Origin of the sequence: uncultured Algibacter sp. (genome assembly GCF_947495925.1) — a bacterium.
GTDB lineage: Bacteria > Bacteroidota > Bacteroidia > Flavobacteriales > Flavobacteriaceae > Algibacter_E.
The window spans coordinates 1-431 of the sequence record NZ_CANMAU010000035.1 but is presented as its reverse complement, the minus strand read 5'-3'; the positions used below and the strand labels follow the sequence as shown (position 1 = coordinate 431).

At 55.9% G+C, this 431-nt stretch carries 1 pseudogene; it reads right to left on the bottom strand.

Going from position 1 to position 431, the window contains the following annotated elements:
* Positions 1–431: pseudogene (locus tag Q0857_RS16905) on the bottom strand (hypothetical protein); the annotation flags it as partial.

Here is a 431-nt window from a genome sequence, read left to right as displayed (position 1 = left end):
GCCTTGTGGGCCTTGAGGACCTTGTGGGCCTGTTAATCCTATTGGACCTTGTGGACCGGGTACTGTTGAATCTGCTCCGTCTGCTCCATCTAGTCCGGCTGGGCCTTGCGGGCCTTGTGGACCTGTTAATCCTATTGGACCTTGTGGACCGGGTACTGTTGAATCTGCTCCGTCAGCCCCATCTAATCCGGCTGGGCCTTGTGGGCCTTGAGGACCTTGTGGACCAGGTACTGTTGAATCTGCTCCGTCTGCTCCATCTAATCCGGCTGGACCTTGTGGGCCTTGTGGACCTGTTAATCCTATTGGACCTTGTGGACCGGGTACTGTTGAATCTGCTCCGTCAGCCCCATCTAGTCCGGCTGGGCCTTGTAGGCCTTGAGGACCTTGTGGGCCTGTTAATCCTATTGGACCTTGCGAACCTGTTAAACCTG